The sequence below is a fragment of the Micromonospora sp. CNZ322 genome, assembly GCF_007827755.1.
In genome coordinates, this window is record NZ_VITD01000002.1 from 441,508 (window position 1) to 458,542 (window position 17,035).

Consider the following 17,035-nt stretch of genomic DNA (forward strand, 5'->3'; position numbering starts at 1 on the left):
CGCCGGCCTGAGATCAGTGGGCGGGCTCGCCGAACCAGCGGGAGAGGTGGTCGTCCAGGTCCTGCTGGTCGTCGCCGATCCAGGCGACGTGGCCGTCGGGGCGCAGCAGGACACCCGGAACGTCCAGCGCCGCGCTCGAATCCGCAAGGTGGTCCACCCGGTCTGACCAGCCGCCAACCGTGAGGCGTTCGGTGCGGTCCAGCAGCAGACCGCGGCCGCCGTGCAGCAGACCGTAGAGGTGGCCCTGTTTGACGTCGATGTCGGGCAGGCGGCGACCGAGCAGGTCGGGGCCGGCGCCGAAGTCGTAGCGGATACCGATGGCGGTGATCTTCTCCAGCAGATGGAGGTTCACCTCGTCGAAGTCCATCAACTCGGTGAGCAGCCTGCGCACCGCCTGTGCGCCCGGCTCGGTGGACAGCAGCTCCGTCTGGGCTCGGGTGTTGTCCAGCACCGCCTCGGCGACCGGACGGCGTTCGGCCTGGTAGGTGTCCAGCAGTGCCTCCGGCGCCCAGCCGCGGATCCGCGCGGCCAGTTTCCAGCCGAGGTTGAACGCGTCCTGGACGCCCAGGTTGAGGCCCTGTCCGCCGATGGGCGGATGAATGTGCGCCGCGTCGCCGGCCAGCAGCACCCGCCCGACCCGATAGCTGTCGGCCAACCGGGTGGCGTCGCCGAAGCGCGACAACCAGCGCGGGGAGTGCACGCCGAAGTCGGTCCCGGCGATGGCGCGCAACTGGTGTTTGAAGTCGTCGAGGGTGGGCGGTTCGGCGCGGTCGCTGACCCCGGCGGCGGGGACCAGGACGCTGTAGACCCCGACACCCGCGGGCCGGAGCCAGAACCGCTGATGGGTCTCGCGGATCTCGGCCACCGTGGCGGCGATCTCCTCCTGCGGGACGCCCACTTCCATCTCGCCCATCAGACTCTCGGTCCGGGCGGGCTCGCCGGGAAAGCCGACGCCGAGCAGTTTGCGCACCGTGCTGCGCCCGCCGTCGCAGCCGACGAGGTAGCGCGACCGCAACTGCTCCCCGTCGGCCAGCTCGACTGTCACACCCTCGTCGTCCTGCTCGAAACCGGCGACCGCCCGACCGCGCCGGACCTGCGCACCCAGCTCGATGGCGTGCTCTTCGAGCAGACGTTCGATGACCGGCTGCGGGATGCCCAACAGATAGGCGTACCGGGAATCCAGGCCCTTGGGCGCGGGCTTGGCGATGGCGGCGAAGAAGGCGCTGGCCGGACGCTGCCGCCCGTGCGGGAGGATGCGGTCCAGCAGCCCGCGCATCGCCATCAGCTCCAGACTGCGGATGTGCAGGCCGACGATGCGGACGGCCGACGCCGGCTCGGTCTCCCTCTCCAGAACGAGGACCCGCACGTCGTGCAGCCGCAGTTCGGCGGCGAGCATCGCACCGGTCGGCCCGCATCCGGCAATGATCACGTCGTACGTGCGGGGCACACGATCGGTGTTGGGGGCCGACGATGCCGGGCGGATGTCGCCCACGGTGGAGTCGCGCTCGACCTGATCGGTCGACGGCGCGTCGGCGGTGAATTGCGGAGGGCGCATAGGTGTTGCCTCTCGGGAGTGCCGTGTTGGCAAGGCGCTCCCGGCGACACCTACGTCAATCGCCCGACCGTGACGGCAAGGGGGAGCACCCACATCGCTACAACGTTCATGGGTCTCACCTCCTCGGGCGGTGTCGCGGTCAACTGCAAGCTATATCCCCCAGGGTGATCCCGTCGAGTTGTTTCCTCGCCACGTGATCACGGCGTCTGGTGGGTCAGCGATCGGTGGAGCCACTCGGCCATCAGCGCGCGTTCGGCGTCGGTGAGCCCCGGGAGGTCGGGCAGCACGGTCGCGAAGGTCACCGCGACCGCGTTCGCGGTGGTGTCGGGTGTTACCGGAGTTGTCGCCAGGATGCTGGTGAGCACGGCATCGAGCATGGCCTCGCCCAGGCCGAGGTCGCGCTGCCCGGTGGGCATTCCGAGCAGCGTGAGGATGGTTCCGTTGCCCGCAGAGTGGATCATCATCAGCGCGCGCTCCTCGTCGACCCGAAGGAGGCCGGCTGCGGCGAGTCGTCGGACGCGCCGGCGTAGCACGTCTAGGCCGGCGATCGTTGCCGGCGAGGGTGTACCGCTCCCCCGGGTGGCGATCAGCGCGTACAACTCGGGGTTTGTCAGGCCGAACTCCACGTGCGCGCGCCATCCGGCGCGCAGGTCCGCGACCGGGTCGCCGTCCGCCGCGACCGATTTGCCGCTGACGTAGGTCGCCATGACGTGCTCGGCGACGGCGTCGATGAGGCCGTCCTTGTCGCCGAACAGGCGATAGATGGTCGGCGCCTGCACGCCCGCGGCCTGGGCGACGGCGCGCGTCGTCACCGCGTTCGCGCCCTTCTCGCGCAGCAGTTGGGTCGCTGCCGAGACGATGCCCGCACGGACGTCGTCGCGGGTGTCCTGCGTTGTCACCATGAACCGATGCTAACAGTGACTTGTTATCCATGAATTATCGGTGCTAACGTTTGCGCCGTAACGCCGATAACAAGGAGTGTTCATCATGATCGTCGTCACCGGTGCCACTGGCCAACTGGGGTCCCAGATCGTCGACCGGCTGCTCGACCGGCTGTCGCCCGACGCCGTGGGCGTGAGCGTGCGCGACGTCGACAGGGCCGCCGGCCTCGCCGAGCGTGGGGTGCGGGTGCGCGCCGCGGACTTCACCGACCCGGCCACGCTGGGGCACGCCTTCGAGGGTGCCGACAAGATCCTCATCGTCTCCGCCGCCATCCGCGGCCCCGGCGCGTTCGTCGCGAACCGCGCCGCCATCGACGCCGCCCGCGCCGCGGGAGCGAGTCGAATCCTCTACACCAGCCACCAGGCCGCCTCCCGGGACTCGCTCTTCGCCGCCCAGCCCACGCACGCCGCGACCGAGGAACATCTGGCCGGACTGGGGGTTTCCTTCACCGCCCTGCGCAACGGGTTCTACGCGAGCACGCTCAGCTTCTCCATCGGCGCGGCGCTGGAGACCGGGCGACTCGTGGCGCCGGCGGACGGCCCGGTCTCCTGGACCGCGCACGCCGACCTGGCCGAGGCGGCAGCCGTCGCTCTCACCGAGGATGGCGTACTCGACGGGGTCACGGCACCGCTGACCGCCTCGGAGATGCTCGACCTCGAAGCGGTGGCTGCCATCCTCAGCGACATCACGGGCCGCACCGTCGAACGTGTCGTCGCGGATGACGACCAGTGGCGGGCGTCCGCCATCGAGCGGGGCATGCCCGCCGCGGCGGCCGACTTCACTCTCGGCCTGTACCTCGCGGCGCGAGAAAAGGAGTTCGCGGTGACCGATCCGACGCTGGAGGCGGTCATCGGCCACCGCCCGACACCCGTCCGCACGGTGCTCGAGGCCATCGTCGCCCAGCGATGAGGGGTCGATGACGCGGTGGTCGTCAGCGCAACAGGGCCAGCAGCACCCAGGCCGACGTGACCAGCCCACCGACGGCCATGAGGGTTGCGGTGAGCGGCGTGAGCGACATGGCGTGCACCGTGGCGAGGGCGGCCTCGCCGTCGACGGACTTCGCATCGAGTGTCCTTTCGCCCTTCAGCTTGCGGGGATTTGTAGGTTGTCTTCTTGACGGGCGGCTGGCGTGTAGCTAAGTTTCAGCCACCCGGACTGAGAGGCGTCTATGCAGACCCGACTCGTTACCGCGACCGCCCTGGCGACCGCCCTGGCGGCCACCCTCGCTTCAATGCCTGCCCAAGCCGCCACGCCGGTGCGCCCACCGACCGCCGAGCACGGCTGGGTCACGTCGACGCTGCGACACATGAGCCTGGAGCAGAAGGTCGGACAACTCTTCGCCACCTACGTCTACGGCGGTGACGCCACGGACCCCAGCGCCGCAGACCGGGCCGCGAACCTCGCCGCCTTCGGTGTGGAGACACCGGCCGAGGTGATCGAGCGGTACCACCTGGGCGGCGTCTGCTACTTCTCCTGGTCGCACAACCTGGATAGCCCCCGACGGATCGCAACCCTCTCCAATGGACTGCAGAGGGCTGCTCGTGGCGACGGGGCAAAGGGCAGGGTGTCACTGCTCATCTCCACCGACCAGGAGCAGGGCGCTGTGGTGCGAATGCCCTCCCCCGCCGCCCAGTTCCCCGGGTCGATGGCGCTGGGCGCGGGGCGGTCGCCCGGGGCCGCCCGGACGGCGGCGGAGGTCACCGGACGCGAGCTGCGCGCCGTCGGCATCCAACAGCCGTACGCGCCGATCGCCGACGTCAACGTCAACCCGGGCAACCCGGTGATCGGCGTGCGGTCCTTCGGCGCCGACCCCACCCTCGTGGCCGACCTCACCGCCGCCCAGGTCACCGGTTTCCAGGACCGGGCCGGGGTGACCGCCGTGGCGAAGCACTTCCCCGGGCACGGCGACACGGCCACCGACAGCCACACCGGCCTCCCGGTGATCAACCACAGCCGCGCCGAGTGGGATCGGATCGACGCGCCGCCGTTCAAGCGTGCCATCCGCGCCGGTGTCGACACGATCATGACCGCGCACATCGTGGTCCCGGCGCTCGACCCGTCCGGCGACCCCGCGACCTTGTCGCCGACGATCCTCACCGGCGTGCTGCGCGGTGAGCTCGGTTTCCGGGGCGTCATCGTCACCGACGCGCTGAACATGGCTGGCGTGCGGGCGAAGTACGGCGACGAGCGGGTGCCCGTACTGGCGCTCAAGGCCGGCGCCGACCAGCTCCTGATGCCGCCGAATCTCGCGCTGGCGCGGGACGCGGTGCTGCGGGCCGTCGACACCGGCGAGCTCACCGAGCGTCGGATCGACGAGTCGGTCCGGCGCATCCTCGGCGTGAAGTATCGCCAGGGACTCGCCCGCTCGCCGCTGGTCGACGTCGAGAAGGCCGTCCGGACCGTCGGCGCTCCGGAGCACCTCGCCGCCGTCACCCAGGTCACCGACCCGACGCTCACCGCCGTCCGCAACGATGCCGGAGTGCTGCCCCTGCCCCACGCCGACCGGTCGGTCCTGATCACCGGCTGGGACAGCGCCGCCTTCGCCCCGGTCGCGACGGTCGCCGCCGGATTCACCACGCGTGGTGCCCGCGTCACCGCCCGACCGGCGACCCTGCCCTCCGACGCGACGATCACCGCCACGGCGAGCCAGGCCGCCGAGCACGACCTCACCGTCGTGCTCGTGAACAAGGCGTGGGACACCGCCGTCACCGACCCGCGAGCCACCCAACAGCGCCTCGTCGCGGCGCTGCTCGGCGCCGGGAAACCCGTGGTCGTCGTGGCCGTCCGCGACCCGTACGACATCGCGTACCTGCCGGGTGTCACCACCTACCTGGCGACGTACTCGTACACCCGCGCGGCGATGGACGCCCTCGTCCGCGCGCTGCACGGCGAACTGTCCCCGAGCGGACGGCTGCCCGTCACGATCCCCACGGCCGAGGGGGCGGGCTCCGTGCTCTACCCCTACGGCCACGGCCTGAGCTGGTAGGAGGCAAGCATGCAGCGGAGGAATTTCCTGGTCGGCGCGGTCGGTGCGGGCGCGCTGGGGGCGGGGACGCTCGGCGTCGGACCGGCGGCGGCCAACTCCCGTGACCGTCGGGTCCGCACCGGCCTCGACGAGCTGGTGTCGTCCGGGTTCGCCGAACTCGCCGGTCAGCGCGTGGGCGTCATCTCCAACCCGACCGGCGTCGATGCGTCGTACCGGCATCTCGTCGACCTGATGCACGGCTCCGGTCGGGTGCAGCTGGTCGCGGCGTTCGGCCCCGAGCACGGCTTCCGCGGCTCCGCGCAGGCCGGTGGCAGCGAGGGAACCGGCGTCGACGCACGCACCGGCATCCCGGTGTACGACGCGTACGGCGCCTCGCAGGCCCGGTGGGAAGCGATGTTCACCGAGGCCGGGATGGACACCGTGGTCTTCGACATCCAGGACGTCGGAGTCCGCTTCTACACCTACATCTGGACGATGTACACCTCGATGGTCGCCGCGGCCCGGGTCGGCAAACGCTACGTCGTGCTGGACCGGCCCAACCCGATCGGCGGGCGGGCCTACGGGCCGATGATGACCAGCCCGTACACCTCGGGCGTGGGTCTCAAGGAGATCATTCAGCAGCACGGGATGACCGTCGGAGAGCTGGCCCGGTTCTTCAACGCCACGTTCCTGCCGGCCGAGGCGGGACGACCGGTCGACCTGCACGTAATGCGGTGCCGGCACTGGAAGCGCGACGCCCTCGCCGCCGACACCGGCGTGCCCTGGGTGATGCCCAGCCCCAACATGCCCACCCCGGACACCGCTCTGGTCTACCCGGGCACCGGGCTGTTCGAGGGTGTCGCCTCGATCACCGAGGGGCGCGGCACGTGTCGCCCGTTCGAGCTGATCGGCGGCCTGGCGACGGACTTCGACCACCACTGGGGTGACCGGCTCAACGCCCGGAACCTGCCCGGGGTCGAGTTCCGTGAGGCGTACTTCTCGCCGACCTCGGCCGGGCAGAAGCCGGACCTGCTCAACAAGCTCTGCGCCGGCGTCGAGGTCAAGGTCGTCGACCGGGCCGTGTACGACCCGATCCGCACCGGCGTGGCCATGCTCGTGGAGGCGCACAGGTACCCGGCGTTCGCCTGGCGACGTGACTCGTGGGACACCGTGCGTCCGTACTGGATCGACAAGCTCACCGGGTCGCCGCGACTGCGGACCCAGATCGACGCCGGAGCTGACGTGGACGACGTCGTCGGCGCCTGGGCCGAGGAGCTGGCCACCTTCAACCGGCGTCGCCGGCCCTACCTGCTCTACTGAGGAGTGCGGTCATGACCAGGTCGACCCGTCGTCCGCTCCGCTCACTCGCGCTCGGCCTCGCTCTGGTGATCCTGGGCACGGCACTGCCCACCACCGGGGCGGTCGCCGCGACACCCACGTCCGGTCCGCCGACCGTCACCCCCGCCGACATCCAGTTCCGCCACGACACGTTGCGGCGTGGCAGCGCCCGCCAGGTCGGACTGCTCCCCGACCAGGTCGGTCGCCTGCCCGCCGACCTGGCGGCGTATCTCCAGCCGACCCCGGAGCACCCCGGCTACCCGGCGTACGCCGGCGCGGTGGTCCTGGCCGCCAAGGACGGTGTGATCGTTGAGCACGCCGCCGTGGGCAGCGCGGTGAAGTACTCCGCGGTTGGGCCACCACCCGGCCTGGTCGGTGTGGAACTCCCCGCCGACCAGCAGATCGCGACCCGTCCCGACACCATCTACGACCTGGCGTCAGTGTCGAAACTGTTCACCACGATCGTCGCCATGCAGCAGGTGGAGCGGGGACGGGTGGAGCTGGACACGCCGGTCGCCCGGTACGTGCCGGAGTTCGCCGCCGGCGGCAAGACGGCGGTCACCGTGCGGATGCTGCTCACCCACACATCGGGTTTGCCCGCGTTCACACCACTGTGGAGCAGGTACCCGACACCGGCCGAGCGGTTCGCCGCCGCACTCGCCACGCCGCTCACCAGCGGGGCAACGCCCGGTAGCCAGTACGTCTACTCCGACCTGGGGCTGATCGCGCTGGGCGTCCTGCTGGAGCGGGTAACCGGTCGGCCATTGGCCGACCTGGTCCGCGACGGTGTGACCGGGCCGCTGGGCATGACCGACACGGGCTACAACCCGGGCCCGGAGCGGCGGTCGCGGATCGCCGCGACCGAATACCAGCCGTACGCCGGACGCGGCATGGTGTGGGGTGAGGTGCACGACGAGAACGCGTGGTCGCTCGGCGGGGTGGCCGGGCACGCCGGGGTCTTCTCCACGGCCGCGGACCTGGCCGTGCTCTGCCAGTCACTGCTCAACGGCGGCGAATACCGCGGCCGGCGGATCCTGCGCTCGGAAACGGTGCGCGCGATGCTGGTCAATCACAACGCGCCGCTCGAGTCGGCCTACCCGGAGAGCGACCGCGGGCTCGGCTTCGAGCTGAACAAGCACTGGTACATGATGGGGCTCTCCTCTCCGGTGGCCTTCGGGCACACCGGCTTCACCGGAACGTCGATCGTCATCGACCCGCTCTCCCACTCGTTCGTCGTCATGCTCAGCAACCGGGTGCACCCGGACCGGGGCTGGGGCAGCAACAACGTCGCCCGACGGTCCGTCGCGCGTGACCTCGCGGAGGCGATGCCGGTACGGCCGCGCTCGGCCAGCGCCTGGCGGGCCGACCCACGCGACTCCGCGACGAGCAGGCTCACGGCGCCGCTGCGTCGGCCCGGCCGTGGCGGGACGGCGAGCTTCCTGCTCTGGTACGACACCGAGCCCCGCTTCGACAGCGCGCGATTCGAGGTCTCCACCGACGGTGGTCAGACCTGGGCGCCAGCGACGATGCAGCTCCGCGACGCCGCCCGCCGGTGGAGCGCCGACGGCACGGTCACCGGCTACGGCGGTCGGGTGTGGTGGCAGGTCACGGTGGCGCTGCCCGATCAGGCCACCCACCTGCGGTTCAGCAGCAGCACCGACGGCTCCGGCCAGGGGCGTGGCGTCTACGTCGACCGGCTCGTAGCGGCGGACCGGCACGGCATGCTCTTCTCCGGCGAGGGTGCCGACGCCTCCCGGTTCGTCGCCGACGGGTGGTCACCGGCGCGGAGCTGAAACTGTACGGGCCCGAGAGCAATTTGACCCTCGACCGGGTTGAGGCCCGACCATCGGCGACATGACCGACCAAGCGACCGTCGACCCGACCATGGCCCGCATCATCGAGGCCGTGCAGCTCGGCCAGAGCGGCGCACCTGCCCGCGCCCGTGAACTGCTCACCGCGCTGTGGGACGAACTCGGCCCCACCGGTGACGCCCTGCACCGCTGCACCCTGGCGCACTACCTCGCGGACCTTCAGGAAACCACCGAGGCGGAGCTGGCCTGGGACGAACGTGCCCTGGCCGCCGTGTCCGACCTGACCGACGAACGCGCCCAGCGGTATCTGTCCTCGCTCCAGGTCCAGGCGTTCCTGCCGTCGCTGTACCTCAACCTGGCCGACTGCCACCGGCGCCTGGGTAACGTCGGCCTGGCCCGGGAGCACCTCGCCCGAGCCCGCGAACACCTGGTGCGGCTACCGGACGACCCGTACGGCGAGAGCATCCGCGCCGGTGTCCGGGACTTCGTCGAGGACGACCCCACCGACCGCCGGCGGTAGCGGTCGGGCGGACGGGTCACCGGTCCCGGCGAGCGACGCCCGTGCGGTATTCCTGCGGCGAAAGTCCGTAGTGGGCACGGAAGAGACGGCTGAAGTGGGCCTTGTCCGGGAAACCCCAGCGGGCGGCGATGGCCTGGATCGGTTGTCGCAGCAGCGGGTTGCCGAGATCGCGCCGGCACTGCTCCAGGCGCTTGGCGCGGATGAGTTCGGCAACCGTTGTCGCCTCCGTCTCGAACAGGCGGTGCAGCGACCGCGGCGAGATGTGGTGGGCGGCGGCGACGCTGCGAGGGCTCAGCTCGTCACTGTCGAGGTGGCGGTCGATGAAGTCGACGACCCGGGCCCGCAGTACGGTCTGCCGCGCCTCCGGTGACAGGGTGTCCTCGATGTCGAGGTACTGAGCGAGCGCGGCGGTGAGCAGGTCCACCGCCACCCCGCCCAGGATCTCGGCCTGGGCCGGCTCGAACTGCTCCGGGTGCGCCGCGATGCTGCGCAGGTGGTGGGCCAACAGTCCGCCGACGCCGAGGTGCGACGGCATCGGCGTGGCCAGCAGGCTGCGGAGCCGGTCCGGCGCCAGAGGCAGCGCCGCGTGCGGTATCTGCACGGTGATGGAGGTGGCGGGACCGGGGCCGTCCGCGCGATGCCGGGCAACGTGTGGCCGTGCGGTGTCCAAGAGCGTGAAATGGTTCGCGGCTTCCAGCGTGGACTCGGTGCGGTCCTGGATCAAGGTGCTGCGACCCGTCAGTGGTAGCGCGAGTTGATACACATCCCCCTCGGGCCGAGATCGATGGCCTGCGCGTAGGCCACGAAGTTGTCCAGTTGGCTGCTGCTGATGTGCGCCGGCGCCGTCTCCTGGGCGACCAGGGCGTACCAGAACGCGAACCGGTCCGCCGGGGGCAACACCGTCGTGTCCACCACAAGGTTGGGCAACACTCCGTTCGCCTCCCCCCACATGCGAGGATGAATTCTTGCATGCCTCGACTTTCTTTACCCACGACCGCATTCCCATGCCCGGTGCTGCCCGGCGGGTTGGCGAATGTCGGCGGTGACCGGCGCCGACCTGCGGGAGGCAGCCGACGAGATGACCCGGGTGCTGCTGCCACACCGGGAACGCGACTGGTCGGTGCCGGCCGGCTCGCTGAGCTGGAGCTGCTGGACCACCGCGGCGCACGTCGCGCACGACCTCCTCGCGTACGCGGGCCAGGTCACCGGCCGCCCGGATGACGGCTATCTGCCGTACGACCTGCGGGTTTCCCCCGACGCGAGCCCGACGCAGGTGCTCACCGTGGTGCGGGCCTGCGCCGGGCTGCTCGCCGCCGCCGTCGACGCCGCCCCGCCGGACGCGCGGGCCTGGCACTTCGGTCCGTGCGATCCGGTCGGCTTCGCCGCCATGGGCGTGGCCGAGACCCTGCTGCACACCCACGACGTCACCCTCGGTCTCGGTGTGCCGTGGCAGCCGTCGCAGCGGCTGAGCGCGCTGGTGCTGCGCCGACTCTTCCCGGACGCCCCGCCCGGGGCGGCACCCGAGGTGCTGCTCTGGATGACCGGCCGCGGTGAACTGCCCGGCCGGGCGAGGCGCACCTCCTGGGTCTGGCGGGCCGCAGTCGACTGACTCGCACCAGCGTTGGGGTGGGTGGTCGCCTGCCGGGCGACCACCCGGTTGGAGCCCGGCTAGCCGGCGTGCAGCGAGTGCCGGTGGCCGTCGAGCGGGAAGGGCGGCCGGGCCGGCAGCACCTCCTGGAACACGAAGTCGCACTTCTGCGCCACCCGGCAGGACGCGACGTTGTCCACCTGGTGCAGCAGGTCGAGACGCGCCACCTCCGGGAACCGGTCGAACGCCCAGCGGCTCAGCGCGGTGACCGCGCGAGGGGCGACGCCGCGGCCGCGTGCCCACGACGCCGTCCAGTAGCCGACCTCCGGGGCCGGGCGCTGCGGCGTGACCCCCTTGAGCACGACGTTGCCCACCAGCCGAGCGCCGTCGGCCTGTTCTTCGACGACGGCGAAGGTGTACCGCCGGCCGTCGGTCCAGTCGCGCAGCGCGCCGTCCAGCCATCGTCGCGCCTCCGCGGCGGTGGTCACCGGAGCTCTCGTCCAGCGGCGCAGGACCGGATCCCGGTACGCCCGCACCAGCTCATCCAGGTCGTCGGCGCACCACTGACGCAGCGTGACCCCCGGCATCGAGGGCATGTCGGGTGACCGCGATTCGATCAGCATCGGCACAGTCTGCCGTGGCCGTGGCCCGCCGGTCAGCCCCGACGGCGCCACCGCCGCCACCAGTTGCGGCGGGGCCGGCGCGCTGGCGGCAGAACGGCCGCCGCTTCGGTGACGGTCGTCGTGACCTCGGGCCGGGCCCGCTCGGCGCGCCACCGGCGGACCACGTCCTCGGTGTTCACCGGGCGCACCGCGACCCGGGGGCCGTCGTCGGGGAAGCGCAGCCACGCCACGATCTGCGCGTTCAACTGCCCCACGAAGTCGCGGACGGACTGTTCGGTGGGCAGGTCACGGACCTCGTCGGGGACCTGCTCGATGCGTCGGCGCAGTTGCAGCGACGTGGGCAGGAGCAGGTCACTGGGGAGCGCCTCGCGTTCCAGGAAGCTCTTGATCCACCACGCCTCGTCGTACGGCGCCCCCCGACCGGGGATCGGCTTGCCCATGCCGGGCAGGTTGTCGAACTCGCCGCGCTGAACGGCATCCTGGATCTTCGCCTCCACTGACGCTTCCCACGCCTCGGTCACCGTGCGGCACCTCCCTGGCCACCGTAACGCGCCGCCTCCGGCCGGCGACACGCACTTGCCAGAGGTCAGCACGCTCGCGACGGTGCGCATTCCCGCCAACGGTGCCGCCGTCGCACCGAACGCGAGTGGATCACCTCGGATCGCAGGCCACGGCCTGCCAGGTGGCCCTGGGTCGGGATGTTCATCCCGATTACGGTCGGTGTGGGATCCATCGGACGGGGGGAAACGTCGTGGTGAGTACTGGTGCACTGCTGGGCATCGCGCTGGTGGCGTTGGGACTGGTGCTCACGCCCGGCCCGAACATGGTCTACCTGGTGTCCCGGTCGGTGGCGCAGGGCCGCCGGGCCGGGCTGGTCTCGCTGCTCGGGGTGGCCGCCGGCTTCGGCGTCTATCTGGCGGCGGCGGTCGCCGGCCTGGCCACCGTCTTCGTCCTGGTGCCGACGCTGTACGCGGTGGTGAAGCTGGCCGGCGCCGGCTACCTGCTCTGGCTGGCCTGGCGGACGCTGCGTCCGGGTGGGCACTCGCCGTTCAGCCCCGCGCCGCTGCCGCCCGACCCGCCCCGACGCCTGTTCACCATGGGCCTGGTCACCAACCTGCTGAACCCGAAGATCGCGATCCTCTACGTGTCGCTGCTACCGCAGTTCATCGACCCGACGCGGGGGCATCTGGCCACGCAGAGCCTGCTGCTCGGTCTGACCCAGATCGTCGTGGCGCTGAGCGTGAACGCGCTGATCGTGCTCAGCGCCGGCTCGCTGGCCGGGTTCTTCGCCCGTCGGCCAATGTGGTTGCGGGTGCAGCGCTGGGTGACCGGCACCGCGCTCGCGGCGCTGGCCGTGCGCATCGCCGCCGACCGTTCGCGCGCGGCCGTCGCCACGCCCTGACCCGGGCGGTCAGCGTCCCCGGTGACGGCCGAGCATCCCGGCGGCCAGCGGCGCGGCGTCCAGGTCACCGGCGGCGAGCCGGGCGGCGAGGGTACGGCGTACCAGCCGGTCGGCCAGCGCGGGCGCGTGCCGGCCGACGGCCATCTCCAGCCGGCCGCGTGTGGTGGTCGCCACGTCCCGGGGCGCCCGCCGGGCGGTGGCGGTCCGCACGATCGCCGCGACCACCCCTTCGACGGGCTCGGGGCGCGACACCCCTTGCAGGGACAGCCCGGCCTCGGCGGTGCTGTCGTGGATCGGTGAGGCGACCATGCTCGGGTAGACGACGCTCACCCCGACGTGGGTGCCCACCTCGTGGCGCAGCGCGTCGGCGTAGGCGACCAGGGCCCGTTTGCTCACCCCGTAGGCGGCGGCGAGCGGGAGGGGCAGCACCGCCATCCGGCTGGCCACGAAGATCACCCGTCCGCGCGCGGTGAGTAGCGGGGGCAGCGCGGCGGCGGTGGTGCGCCAGGCGGCGAGCAGGTTGACCTCCAGTTGCCGCCGGACCACCTCGTCGGGTGGCAACTCGGCCGGCGCGGGACCACCGACCCCGGCGTTGTTGATCAGCAGGTCGAGTCCGCCGAGCCGGTCGACGGCGGCCCGCACCGCCGCCGGTACGGCGTCCGGGTCGGTCAGGTCACAGCCCAGCACCGGCACGTCGTCGTCGGGACGGGCGTGCAGGTCGAGCCCCACCACCCGGGCGCCGGCCGCGCTCAGCGCGGCACCGAGGTGGCGGCCGAAGGTCCCGCTCGCCCCGGTGACCAGCACCCGCCGACCGGCCAGGGATCGGCCGCTCATCGGGGTGCCCCCACCGAGGGCGCCGTGCCGGAGCGGGCGCGGCGGGTCCCGGCGGTCAACTCCCGGGCCAGTTCGGCCAGGTAGACGTCGAAGTCCACCCGCATCGCCGGGCGGCGCTGACCCCAGCGGGCGGTCGCGGCCCGCAGTTCGGCCCGGCACGCGGCGCGCTGTCGCTCCGGATCCGGCAGCGCGTACCGGCCGGCGAGGTGCGCCGCGACCAGCTTGGCCTGCGCCTCGACCAGGGGGAACGCGGAGCCGGTGGACTGCATCAACCCGACGAAGCTCAGCCCGGGGGCGTCGGGGTGGAACACGTGCCGGTACAACGGCAGGGTGTCGGCGCCTCCGGCGAGCAGCGCCGCGTCGAGGAACGGGACGTCCACCCGGTAGCCGGTGCACCAGATGATCAGGTCGACGCTGTCGCTGCGGCCGTCGGTGAACTCCACCCGGTCGCCGTCGAGGGCGGCGACACCGGGTCGGGCCTCGACGTCACCGTGGGTCAGCCGCGACAGCAACCCGTCGGAGAGCGTCGGGTGGTCCTGCAGGAAGCCGTGCGTCGGTGCGGGCAACCCGTAGCGGGCCGGGTTGCCGACGGTGGCGCTCAGCATCGTCTGGCTGATGCGTTGGCGCAGACGCCACGGCAGCCGACGGGCCAACGCACCGTTGAGGGTGTCCGAGGGGCGCCCCAGCAGGTACTTCGGCACCACCCAGACGCCCCGGCGCAGCGACAGCAGGGTACGGCTGGCGGCGTACGACGCGTCGACGGCGATGTCCATCGCGGAGTTGCCGCCGCCGACGACCAGGACCCGCCGGCCGGCCAACTGCTCCGGACCCCGGTAGTCGTGGCTGTGGATCTGCTCCGCGGTGCAGGTGCCGGGGTAGCCGGGGTCGGGCAGCCGGGGCACCCGGTTGTGCCCGTTGGCGACGACCACGGCGTCGACGGTGACCTCGACCGGCCCGGTCGGGCCACTGGCGGCCACCGTCCAGGTGCCGTTGGGATGCTGGGTGACCCGCTCCACGGTGTGGCGCAGCCGGATGGTGTCGGCCAGACCGAAGCGCGCGGCGTAGTCGCCGAGGTAGCCGGCGACACGACGGTGGTCGGGGTAGTCGGGCCAGTCGGTCGGCATCGGGTGGTCGGCGAACTGGGTGCGACCACGGCTGGTGTTGAGGTGCAGCGTGCGGTACGCGGGCGAGTCGGGTGCGCCGTACACCCAGAGGCCACCGACCTGCTCGGCGGCCTCGAAGCCCACCGTCGGCACGTCGGCGTCGCGTAGTGCCTTGACCGCGGCGAGCCCGGCGGCGCCGGCCCCGATCACCGCCACCCGCTGTGGTACGCCCATTGCCGCCCCCATTAATCCAACGTCCGATGGATAATCGTCGCGCGGCGGCGGCCCGTCAAGGGGTCGGTGATCCGTACAGCCCGTCGAGCAGGCGGTGCACGAACGCCCGGAACTCGCGCCGCTCCCGGGCGCCGGGCGCGCCCGCGGCCAGCGCCACCACGTGCCCGTGCGTCGCCCACACCAGACTCCGCACGGTGATGTGCGGGGTCGGCTCGGCGAGCGCGCCGGTCTCCGCGGCGGCGGTGAGCAGCTCCGCGACCAGCCGGTACAACGGGTCGGAGTAGCGCTGATCGAGTTCGGCGTGCCGCCGCGGTTCCAGCCAGCGGCGCAGCCACAGCGCGGTGGTCTCGGGGCGGTCCTCCAGGAAGTCGACGAAGACGTCGACCAGCTCGTGCAGGGCCCGTCGCGCCGCGTCCGGACCGGCGTCGAGAGCGGCGCGCGCCTGCTCGGCGGCCTCGGTCAGCACCTCCCGTTCGGCGGCGAACACCCGGGCGAAGCACGCGTCGTAGAGCGCTGCCTTCGTACCCGTGTGGTGCGCGACAGTGGCGACGTCGACCCCGGCGGCGGCGGCGACCTCCCGCAGCCCGACGGCGTCGAAGCCCCGCTCGGCGAAGAGCGCGGTCGCCGCGGTGAGCACCACCTCGCGGGTCGGCCGGGTCTCGTCGCGGCGGGGCCTACCCGGGCGGCGGCGGGGCATGGTCATGGCCGCCATTGTGCCCCTAGAATCCAGCGACCGTTGGATTGCGGAGAGGATGCGGCGATGACCGGGCTGGACCGGCGGCCCGCGGCCGCCACCGACGCGACGCTGCCGCGCGGGCCCCTGGCGGGCTTCGCGGCCGGCTCGCTCGGCATGGGTGTCTGGGTGACCGTTCCCGGCCTGCTGCTGCTCTACTTCCTCACTGACGTGCTGGCCGTCGGGCCGTGGCTGGCCGGCCTGGCGCTGCTGCTGCCGAAGATCGCCGACGTGCTGCTGCACCCCTGGGTGGGGCACCGCGCCGACGTCGAGCAGACCCGACGCGGCGACCGTCGTCGCCTGCTGCTGCTCGGTTGCGCCCTGCCGGTCGCGTTCGCCGCGCTCTTCGCGGTGCCCGGCGGCCTGACCGGCGCGCCGGCCGCGGCGTGGGTGGCGGTGTTCTTCATCGCCGGCAACCTGCTCTTCGCCGCCTACCAGGTCCCCTACCTGTCCACCCCGGCCGACCTGCGCATCGGCTACCACGAACGCACCCGGCTGATGGCGTTCCGGATGGTGGTGCTGACCCTGGGCATCCTGGTCTCCGGGCTGCTGGCCCCGCTGCTCACCGGCGGCGACGCCGCGACGCGGGGCGGCTACCAGCGGATGGGCGTGGTCCTGGCCGTCGGGATGCTGGTGGCCATGCTGGTCGGTGTCGCCGGCATCGCCCGGCTGCGCGGGTCCGCGCCGGCCAGCACCGGGGCCGGGCACGGCGGGTGGCGGGCGTTGCGCACGGCGCTGCGCGACAGGCAGTTCCGGTGGCTGGTCGCCGCGTACCTGGCGATGTCCACCACCACCCACCTGGTGCTCGCCGGGGTGCCCTACTACGCCGAGTACGAGCTGCGCGCCCCCGGCCTGACCACGGTGCTGGTGGCCGCGTTCGTGGCGCCGGCGCTGCTGGTCACCCCTGCCTGGCTGGTGGTGGCCCGACGCGTCGGCAAGCAGCGGGCGCTGCTCGGGGCGCAGGGCGCGTTCGCGATCGGCTCCCTGGTGTTGGCGGTGGGTCGACCGGCCGGCCTGCCGGTGCTGGTCGCCGCGGTGGCGGTGCTCGGGGTGGCGTTCGCCGGCATGCAGTTGCTGCCGTTCTCGATGCTGCCCGACGTGATCCGCGCCGCCAGCAACGCCGGCAGCACCGGGGCCGGCACCTACACCGGGGTGTGGACGGCCACCGAGGCCACCGGCGCCGCCCTGGGCCCGTACGCGTACGCGCTGTGCCTGACCGTGGGTGGTTTCGTGGCCTCGACGGCCGGTGAGTCGCCGGTGCAGCCGGACGCCGCGCTCGCGGCGGTCCGCTACGGCTTCGGGTTGCTGCCGGCGGTGGCGATGCTCGCGGCGCTGCTGCTGCAACGCCGCTACACCCTGGACGCGACGGCCCGGGCGGCGAGCTGAT

The 17,035-nt window shown here is 72.4% G+C and carries 17 protein-coding genes; 8 read left to right on the forward strand and 9 right to left on the reverse strand.

Features of this window, described 5'->3' with window-relative positions:
• Positions 1-13: 13 nt before the first annotated feature.
• A complete protein-coding gene (locus tag FB453_RS07110; protein WP_486480212.1) occupies positions 14-1,396 on the reverse strand; it encodes an FAD-dependent monooxygenase in 1,383 nt (460 codons plus the stop codon).
• 356 nt (positions 1,397-1,752) lie between these two features.
• Complete coding sequence (locus FB453_RS07115) at positions 1,753-2,457, reverse strand: TetR/AcrR family transcriptional regulator (protein ID WP_145788484.1); 705 nt, start codon at positions 2,455-2,457, stop codon at positions 1,753-1,755.
• 85 nt (positions 2,458-2,542) lie between these two features.
• Between FB453_RS07115 and FB453_RS07120 the strand changes: the two genes are divergently transcribed.
• The 5 genes from FB453_RS07120 (at position 2,543) to FB453_RS07140 (ending at position 9,131) form a co-directional block, all read left to right on the forward strand.
• Positions 2,543-3,406, forward strand: coding sequence for an NmrA family NAD(P)-binding protein (locus FB453_RS07120; RefSeq protein WP_145788486.1), 864 nt, complete (start codon positions 2,543-2,545; stop codon positions 3,404-3,406).
• Positions 3,407-3,728: 322 nt separating this feature from the next.
• Positions 3,729-5,483 (forward strand): glycoside hydrolase family 3 protein, encoded by a 1,755-nt coding sequence (locus FB453_RS07125; protein WP_222431324.1) that lies wholly within the window; start codon positions 3,729-3,731, stop codon positions 5,481-5,483.
• Positions 5,484-5,492: 9 nt separating this feature from the next.
• The gene (locus tag FB453_RS07130) at positions 5,493-6,782 is read left to right on the forward strand and encodes a DUF1343 domain-containing protein (protein ID WP_145788489.1); all 1,290 of its coding nucleotides are present in this window, start codon (positions 5,493-5,495) and stop codon (positions 6,780-6,782) included.
• Between the two features lie 11 nt (positions 6,783-6,793).
• Entirely contained in the window at positions 6,794-8,593 is a 1,800-nt protein-coding gene (locus tag FB453_RS07135; RefSeq protein ID WP_145788491.1) for a serine hydrolase, read from the forward strand.
• Positions 8,594-8,654: 61 nt separating this feature from the next.
• Positions 8,655-9,131, forward strand: coding sequence for a hypothetical protein (locus FB453_RS07140; protein WP_145788493.1), 477 nt, complete (start codon positions 8,655-8,657; stop codon positions 9,129-9,131).
• Positions 9,132-9,147: 16 nt separating this feature from the next.
• Here FB453_RS07140 and FB453_RS34075 read toward each other — a convergent pair whose 3' ends face one another.
• Together FB453_RS34075 and FB453_RS34080 are read right to left on the reverse strand one after the other, a co-directional pair.
• A complete protein-coding gene (locus tag FB453_RS34075; protein WP_186718097.1) occupies positions 9,148-9,732 on the reverse strand; it encodes a helix-turn-helix domain-containing protein in 585 nt (194 codons plus the stop codon).
• 137 nt (positions 9,733-9,869) lie between these two features.
• Complete coding sequence (locus FB453_RS34080) at positions 9,870-10,061, reverse strand: hypothetical protein (RefSeq protein ID WP_186718099.1); 192 nt, start codon at positions 10,059-10,061, stop codon at positions 9,870-9,872.
• A 103-nt stretch (positions 10,062-10,164) separates the two neighbouring features.
• On the opposite strand from FB453_RS34080, the gene FB453_RS07150 reads away from it, so the two are divergent.
• Complete coding sequence (locus FB453_RS07150) at positions 10,165-10,740, forward strand: maleylpyruvate isomerase N-terminal domain-containing protein (protein ID WP_186718101.1); 576 nt, start codon at positions 10,165-10,167, stop codon at positions 10,738-10,740.
• 59 nt (positions 10,741-10,799) lie between these two features.
• Here FB453_RS07150 and FB453_RS07155 read toward each other — a convergent pair whose 3' ends face one another.
• Together FB453_RS07155 and FB453_RS07160 are read right to left on the reverse strand one after the other, a co-directional pair.
• Positions 10,800-11,342 carry a GNAT family N-acetyltransferase gene (locus FB453_RS07155; protein ID WP_145788496.1) on the reverse strand — a complete coding sequence of 181 codons (543 nt, stop codon included), beginning with the start codon at positions 11,340-11,342 and terminating at the stop codon, positions 10,800-10,802.
• A 32-nt stretch (positions 11,343-11,374) separates the two neighbouring features.
• Entirely contained in the window at positions 11,375-11,863 is a 489-nt protein-coding gene (locus FB453_RS07160) for a DnaJ family domain-containing protein (RefSeq protein WP_145788498.1), read from the reverse strand.
• 230 nt (positions 11,864-12,093) lie between these two features.
• Here FB453_RS07160 and FB453_RS07165 point away from each other — a divergent pair, with 230 nt between their 5' ends.
• Positions 12,094-12,744, forward strand: a complete 651-nt coding sequence (locus tag FB453_RS07165) for a LysE family translocator (protein WP_145788499.1) — start codon at positions 12,094-12,096, stop codon at positions 12,742-12,744.
• 9 nt (positions 12,745-12,753) lie between these two features.
• Here the strand turns inward: FB453_RS07165 and FB453_RS07170 are convergent, their stop codons facing one another.
• Genes FB453_RS07170 through FB453_RS07180 form a run of 3 tightly spaced genes read right to left on the reverse strand, consistent with a single transcriptional unit; the run spans position 12,754 to position 15,618 of the window.
• Entirely contained in the window at positions 12,754-13,578 is an 825-nt protein-coding gene (locus tag FB453_RS07170) for an SDR family NAD(P)-dependent oxidoreductase (RefSeq protein ID WP_145788501.1), read from the reverse strand.
• On the reverse strand, positions 13,575-14,915 hold the full coding sequence (locus tag FB453_RS07175) for an NAD(P)-binding domain-containing protein (RefSeq protein WP_145788502.1): 1,341 nt from the start codon (positions 14,913-14,915) through the stop codon (positions 13,575-13,577). Before FB453_RS07175 ends, FB453_RS07170 begins: the two co-directional genes overlap by 4 nt.
• Positions 14,916-14,970: 55 nt before the next feature.
• Positions 14,971-15,618 carry a TetR/AcrR family transcriptional regulator gene (locus FB453_RS07180; RefSeq protein ID WP_486480190.1) on the reverse strand — a complete coding sequence of 216 codons (648 nt, stop codon included), beginning with the start codon at positions 15,616-15,618 and terminating at the stop codon, positions 14,971-14,973.
• Between the two features lie 57 nt (positions 15,619-15,675).
• Here FB453_RS07180 and FB453_RS07185 point away from each other — a divergent pair, with 57 nt between their 5' ends.
• Positions 15,676-17,034, forward strand: coding sequence for an MFS transporter (locus FB453_RS07185; protein WP_145788504.1), 1,359 nt, complete (start codon positions 15,676-15,678; stop codon positions 17,032-17,034).
• Position 17,035 lies beyond the last annotated feature (1 nt).